Source organism: Kitasatospora sp. NPDC059571, from assembly GCF_042735675.1.
In the GTDB taxonomy this organism is placed as follows: Bacteria; Actinomycetota; Actinomycetes; order Streptomycetales; family Streptomycetaceae; genus Kitasatospora.
Genome location: NZ_JBHWBW010000478.1, coordinates 1 through 6,098 on the forward strand (window position 1 = coordinate 1; position 6,098 = coordinate 6,098).

Below are 6,098 nucleotides of genomic sequence, written 5' to 3' on the forward strand. Positions count from 1 at the left end.
GCGTCGCGCTCGGGCGTACGCGCGGCCTTACGGGCTTGTTGAAGGAGTCGCCGCAGGCGCAGGAGCCCGTCGCGTTCGGGTTGTCGATCGTGAAGCCCTGCTTCTCGATGGTGTCGACGAAGTCGACGGTGGCGCCGCCCAGGTACGGGGCGCTCATCCGGTCGGTGACGACCTTGACGCCGCCGAAGTCCTTGACGACGTCGCCGTCGAGCGAGCGCTCGTCGAAGAACAGCTGGTAGCGCAGGCCGGAGCAGCCGCCGGGCTGCACGGCGACGCGCAGCGCGAGGTCGTCGCGGCCTTCCTGGTCGAGCAGGCCCTTGACCTTGGCCGCGGCCGCATCGGTGAGGAGGATGCCACTCTCGACGGTGGTCTCGTCCTGGACGGTCATGCTTACTCCCGGTCTGTGACGACTATGTGCCGCCAGTGCAAACCGGCGGCCTCCCGGATTCATTTCCGGTGGGCGGTGTTTTCGGGGGACGGAGGTGTCCCCGTCCGTGCTGCTCCATCCATGCTCGCACACCCAAGGGCCGTGGTCAGCGTCCGATGTTCCGGATTCCGGTGACGGTCGAGGCGCTCTCGGGCCAGGATGGACGGCGTGATCATCCGTCAGCTCCAGGACACGGCGGCGGACGCCGAGGCCGTCCGGCAGGTCTCCCGCGCGGCCTTCCGCGCGCTGGAGGGGCCGGTCCCGGAGCCGGCGGGGGTGCCGGACGGGGAGGACCCGAGGGCGGTGGTGCAGCTGGCCCGCACCCGGCACCTGGTGCGCACGGATCCGCAGGGCTGCTGGGTGGCGGAGGACGGCGGCCGGGTGGTCGGGGCGGCGCTGTCGATGCGCCGGGAGGGCGTCTGGATCCTCGCCCTGTTCGCGGTGGAGCCCGGGGTGCAGGGCCGCGGGGTGGGACGGCTGCTGCTGGAGCGGGCGGCCGCGCACGGACGGGGCTGCCTGCGCGGGATGCTGTGCGCCTCGCCGTCCCCGGCGGCGGCGCGGCGCTACCGGCGGGCGGGCTTCACGCTTCACCCGGCGATGCGGCTGACCGGCCGGGTGGACCGGGCGGGCCTGCTCGACCCGGGCGACATCCCGGTACATCCCGGGGGCGCGGCCCAGTTCCACCTGCTGGACTCGGTGGACCGGCGGCTGCGCGGCGCCGCGCACGGCGCGGACCACGCGTTCCTGCTGGCGCACTGCGACGAGCTGCTGGTGGCGGACGCGCTGGCCGGCAGCGGGTACTGCTACCGCACCGGCGGCGAGGTGAAGCTGCTCGCGGCCACGTCGAAGCGGATCGCGACCCGGCTGCTGCGGGAGGCGCTGGCCCGGGTGCCCGACGGGCAGGAGGCGGTGGTGGAGTTCCTCACCGCGGAGCAGGAGTGGGCGGTGGACGTCGGGCTGGAGGTCGGGCTGTCCCTGGGCACCCGCGGCTACGTGGCCCTGCACGGGATGCGGCCGCCCGCGCCCTACGTCCCGCACGGCGGGTTCCTGTAGGGCGCGGGCGGCCGCATCCGTCGGAGCGGTTCGGCCGTGCGGTGCTCAGGCCATGGTGGCGAGGATCTCGCGGACCATCTCCATCGTGGTGCCGGGGTGCAGGAAGGCGAACCGGGCGACGGTCTCGCCGTCCCAGCCGGTGGGCGTGACGAAGCCGATCTGGTCCGCGAGCAGCTGCTGCGACCAGCGGTAGTAGTCGTCGTTGGTCCAGCCCTTGCGGCGGAAGCAGACCGCGGACAGCTGCGGGTCGTGCAGCAGCTCCAGGTGCTCGGTGTCGCGGATGACCTGCGCGGTGTCCTGCGCCAGCTTCAGGCCGGTCTCGATGGCGTCGGTGTAGGCCTGGGTGCCGTGCACGGCGAGCGAGAACCAGAGCGGCAGGCCGCGGGCGCGCCGGGTGAGGTGGTAGGCGTAGTCGGTGGGGTTCCACTCGTCGCCCTCGGTGTGCAGGACGTCGAGGTAGGAGGCGTCCTGGGTGTGCACGGCCCTCGCGAGCTGCGGGTTGCGGTAGATCAGCGCGGCGCAGTCGAACGGCGCGAACAGCCACTTGTGCGGGTCGACGACGAAGGAGTCGGCGTGCTCGATGCCGTTGTAGCGCTCGCGCACGGAGGGGGCGAACAGCCCGGCGCCGCCGTACGCGCCGTCGACGTGGAACCACAGGCCGCGCTCGCGGGTGACCTCGGACAGACCCTGGAGGTCGTCGACGATGCCCTCGTTGGTGGTGCCGGCGGTGCCGACCACGGCGATGACGGTCTCCGGGTGCGGGTCGGCGGCCAGTGCGGCACGCAGGGCCTCGCCGGTGAAGCGGCGGTCCACGGTCGGCACGACGAAGGCCTCGACGCCGATGATGTTGAAGGTGTTCTTGACCGAGGAGTGCACCTGGTCGGCGACGGCTATCCGCAGCCGGGCCTCGGGGCCGACGCCGAGTCTGCGGCGGGCGGTGTCGCGGGCGACGACGAGGGCGGAGAGGTTGCCGGCGGAGCCGCCGGAGACGAAGGTGCCGCCGGCGCTCTCCGGCAGCCCGGCGCGGTCGGCGATCAGGCGCAGCACCTGGTTCTCGGCGGCGATCGCGCCGGCCGCCTCCAGCCAGGAGATGCCCTGCAGGGAGGCGCAGGAGACGACCATGTCGAACAGCAGCGCGGCCTTGGTGGGGGCGCACGGGATGAAGGACAGGTAGCGCGGGCTGTCGGCGGAGATGACCGCGCGGGAGAGCTCGTGGTCGTAGAGCTTGAGCACGTCGGCGGGGGCGTTGCCGTGCTCGTTCAGCAGGCCGGCGAGGTGGGACCGCAGGTGGTCGCCGTCGCCGGGGTGGTCGAGCGGCACGGGGTCGTACTGCAGCCGCTCGCGCATGTAGTCGAAGACGAGGTCGACCAGCTGGTTGTCGGGCTGGTGCATGCGGTCGGGGGCTGCGGACACCGGGGGTCCCTCTCGTTCGTGCTGCGAGCGTGAAGGCCGGTACGGGCGGGGTTCCTGGGGCGTACCGGACACGATCAGCGTAGGCAGCGGCGTTCCCCGGGCGCGCGTCGGAAAGGGGCCGCCGGGGCAGGATTCGAGCGTGTTCGAGGGGGGTCGCGCAGCTTTCCTGCGCGGTGCGGTCCCGGGCTGCCGCGGGGTCAGCCGATCAGCCGGGACAGCACCACCGAGGAACGGCTGCGCTGGACGCCGGGCTCCTTGCGGATCCGCTCGATGACGGCCTCCAGGTGGCGGGTGTCGGCGGCGCGCAGGTGGACCAGCGCGTCGGGGTCGCCGGTGACCGTCCAGGCGGCGGCGACCTCGGGGAACTTGCGGAGGCTGGCGAGCAGTTCCTCGGGGCTGGTGCGCTCGCGGCAGTAGACCTCCACGAAGGCCTCGGTGCGCCAGTCGAGCAGGGCGGGGTCGAGGACGACGGTGAAGCCGCGGACGACGCCGCGGGCGCGCAGCCGGTCGATGCGGCGGCGGACGGCGGTGGCGGAGAGGTTGGCGAGCAGGCCGATCTCGGCGTAGGAGGCGCGGCCGTCCTTGCTGAGGTGCTCCAGCAGCAGGCGGTCGGTGTCGTCCAGCGCCGCGCCGCCCTGGTCGGGCGCTCGGTGCGTGCTCATCGTGCTGCTCCACTGGGTTGTCGTCCGTGCGGGCGGTGCGGCGTCGGGGGTGGGACGGCGCGCCGCCCTATTCTCGCGCGCCGGCGGGGTCAGTCCACCAGCAGCACGATCTTGCCCCGTGTTCTTCCCTCGGCGTTCAGCGCCTGGGCTGACGCGGCCTGGGCGAGCGGGAAGGTGGAGGCGACCGGGACGGTGAGCAGGCCGCGGTCGGCGAGGTCGGCGAGGGCCGCGAGGTCGGCGGCGTCGGGGCGGCCCCAGACGTAGTGGCCGCCGCGGGCGCGGACGCCGAAGTCGCTGACGGAGGCGATCCGGGCGGGGTCGGCGACGAGCTGGGCGGAGGTCTCGACGGCGTCTCCGCCGACCAGGTCGAGGGCGGCGTCGACGCCGTCGGGGGCGAGGGCGCGGACCCGGTCGACCAGGCCGGGCCCGTGGGTGACCGGTTCGACGCCGAGGGTGCGCAGCCAGGCGTGGTTGCGCTCCCGCGCGGTGCCGATGACCCGGGCGCCGGCGACGCGGGCGATCTGGACGGCGAGGCTTCCGACGCCGCCGGCCGCGGCGTGCACGAGCAGGGTCTCGCCCTTCTCGGGGGCGAGGGCGCGCAGCGCCTGGTAGGCGGTCAGCCCGGCCAGCGGGAGGCCGGCGGCCTGGGCCCAGTCGAGGGCGGCGGGCTTGCGGGCGAGGGTGCGCACCGGCGCGGAGACCAGCTGGGCGTAGGTGCCGTGCTCGACGGCGTCCTTGCGGACGTAGCCGATCACCTCGTCGCCGGGGGCGAACTCGGTGACGGCGCCGCCGACGGCCTGGACCTCGCCGGCCACGTCCCAGCCCATGACGAGCGGGAAGTGGACGTCCATGATGCCGTCGAGGCGGCCCTCGCGGATCTTCCAGTCGACCGGGTTGACGCCGACGGCGCGGACGCGGACCAGGACGGAGTCGGGGCCGACCTTGGGGTCGGGCACCTCGGTGTACTCGACGACCTCGGGGCCGCCGTACTGCCGGATCACAATGGCCTTCATGGGCCAAGCCAACGCGATGGCGGCCGGGATATCGATTCGGCCACGCCGGGAAGGCGCCGATCCGTCGAGCGGTTCTCGTCACATCGACAGGACGGCCATCGTCACAGTGACGCTAACGGGTTATCATAGATAGCGTCAGATAGACGAGAAGGCCCCGCGGTGCAACCGCAGCCCGGCAGGGGCCGGAAGATCGGCCGCACAGGAGGGCACCCGCCCGTGACCACCACCACTGAGACCTACGGCGTCGACCCCACCCCGACGCCCCTGGCGCTGCTGCTGCTCGGCCGCGAGGCCGACCCCAACAGCGAGCGCGGCGTCGAGTGCCCGGGGGACCTGCCCGCCGCGTCCGACCCCGACCTGGTGGCCCGCGCCCGCGCCGCGAAGGACGCGCTCGGCGACCGGGTCTTCATCCTGGGCCACCACTACCAGCGCGACGAGGTGATCGAGTTCGCCGACGTCACCGGCGACTCGTTCAAGCTCGCCAAGGACGCCGCGGCCCGTCCGGAGGCCGAGTACATCGTCTTCTGCGGCGTGCACTTCATGGCCGAGTCGGCCGACATCCTGACCTCCGACGCGCAGCGGGTCGTCCTGCCGGACCTCGCGGCCGGCTGCTCGATGGCCGACATGGCCACCGCCGAGCAGGTCGCCGAGTGCTGGGACGTGCTCACCGACGCCGGGATCGCGGACGTCACCGTGCCGGTCTCGTACATGAACTCCTCCGCCGACATCAAGGCCTTCACCGGCCGGCACGGCGGCACCATCTGCACCTCCTCCAACGCGAAGCGGGCGCTGGACTGGGCCTTCGAGCAGGGCCAGAAGGTGCTGTTCCTGCCCGACCAGCACCTGGGCCGCAACACCGCCGTGCTGGAGATGGGCATCTCGCTGGACGAGTGCGTGCTCTACAACCCGCACAAGCCGAACGGCGGCCTGACCGCCGAGCAGCTGCGGGACGCCAAGATGATCCTCTGGCGCGGCCACTGCTCGGTGCACGGCCGCTTCACCCGCGAGTCGGTGGACGAGGTCCGCGAGCGGATCCCGGGCGTCACCGTGCTGGTGCACCCCGAGTGCCGGCACGACGTGGTCACCGCGGCCGACATGGTCGGCTCCACCGAGTACATCATCAAGGCGCTGGACGCCGCGGAGCCCGGCTCGAAGTGGGCCATCGGCACCGAGCTGAACCTGGTCCGCCGCCTCGCCAAGGCCCACCCGGACAAGGAGATCGTCTTCCTCGACCGCACGGTCTGCTTCTGCTCGACCATGAACCGGATCGACCTGCCGCACCTGGTGTGGGCGCTGGAGTCGCTGGTCGAGGGCCGGGTGCCGAACGTGATCACCGTCGACCCGGAGACCGAGAAGTACGCCAAGGCCGCGCTGGACCGGATGCTGGCCCTGCCGTAGCCGGCCGGAGCGCACGCCGGAACGCCGGAGGGCGGGCACCCCGTACGGGGGGTCGCCCCGGCCGCGGCGGGTGGGGGGTGGAGGGGCGTTGCCCGGTTAAGCCTGGTGCCTGCCGCCGCGACCATAGAGGCG

General features: G+C 73.2%; 5 protein-coding genes and 1 pseudogene. 2 read left to right on the top strand and 4 right to left on the bottom strand.

All coding sequences use genetic code 11. The annotated features are described in order from the left end of the window. On the bottom strand, positions 1 to 388 hold a 388-nt coding region (locus ACFV0G_RS33335), incomplete at its 3' end, for a HesB/IscA family protein (protein WP_380556084.1). 192 nt (positions 389 to 580) lie between these two features. On the opposite strand from ACFV0G_RS33335, the pseudogene ACFV0G_RS33340 reads away from it, so the two are divergent. Beyond that, positions 581 to 1,480 (top strand): annotated as a pseudogene (locus ACFV0G_RS33340) (GNAT family N-acetyltransferase); the annotation flags it as partial. Positions 1,481 to 1,525: 45 nt separating this feature from the next. Here ACFV0G_RS33340 and ACFV0G_RS33345 read toward each other — a convergent pair. The 3 genes from ACFV0G_RS33345 to ACFV0G_RS33355 all read right to left on the bottom strand — a co-directional run bounded on the left by ACFV0G_RS33345 (position 1,526) and on the right by ACFV0G_RS33355 (position 4,568). Further along, positions 1,526 to 2,893 carry a pyridoxal phosphate-dependent decarboxylase family protein gene (locus ACFV0G_RS33345; RefSeq protein WP_380556086.1) on the bottom strand — a complete coding sequence of 456 codons (1,368 nt, stop codon included), beginning with the start codon at positions 2,891 to 2,893 and terminating at the stop codon, positions 1,526 to 1,528. A gap of 197 nt (positions 2,894 to 3,090) precedes the next feature. Next, entirely contained in the window at positions 3,091 to 3,555 is a 465-nt protein-coding gene (locus ACFV0G_RS33350; RefSeq protein WP_380556088.1) for an Lrp/AsnC family transcriptional regulator, read from the bottom strand. 89 nt (positions 3,556 to 3,644) lie between these two features. Next, positions 3,645 to 4,568, bottom strand: coding sequence for an NADP-dependent oxidoreductase (locus tag ACFV0G_RS33355; RefSeq protein WP_380556090.1), 924 nt, complete (start codon positions 4,566 to 4,568; stop codon positions 3,645 to 3,647). Positions 4,569 to 4,784: 216 nt separating this feature from the next. Between ACFV0G_RS33355 and nadA the strand changes: the two genes are divergently transcribed. Then, a complete protein-coding gene (gene nadA, locus ACFV0G_RS33360; protein ID WP_380556092.1) occupies positions 4,785 to 5,966 on the top strand; it encodes a quinolinate synthase NadA in 1,182 nt (393 codons plus the stop codon). Positions 5,967 to 6,098 lie beyond the last annotated feature (132 nt).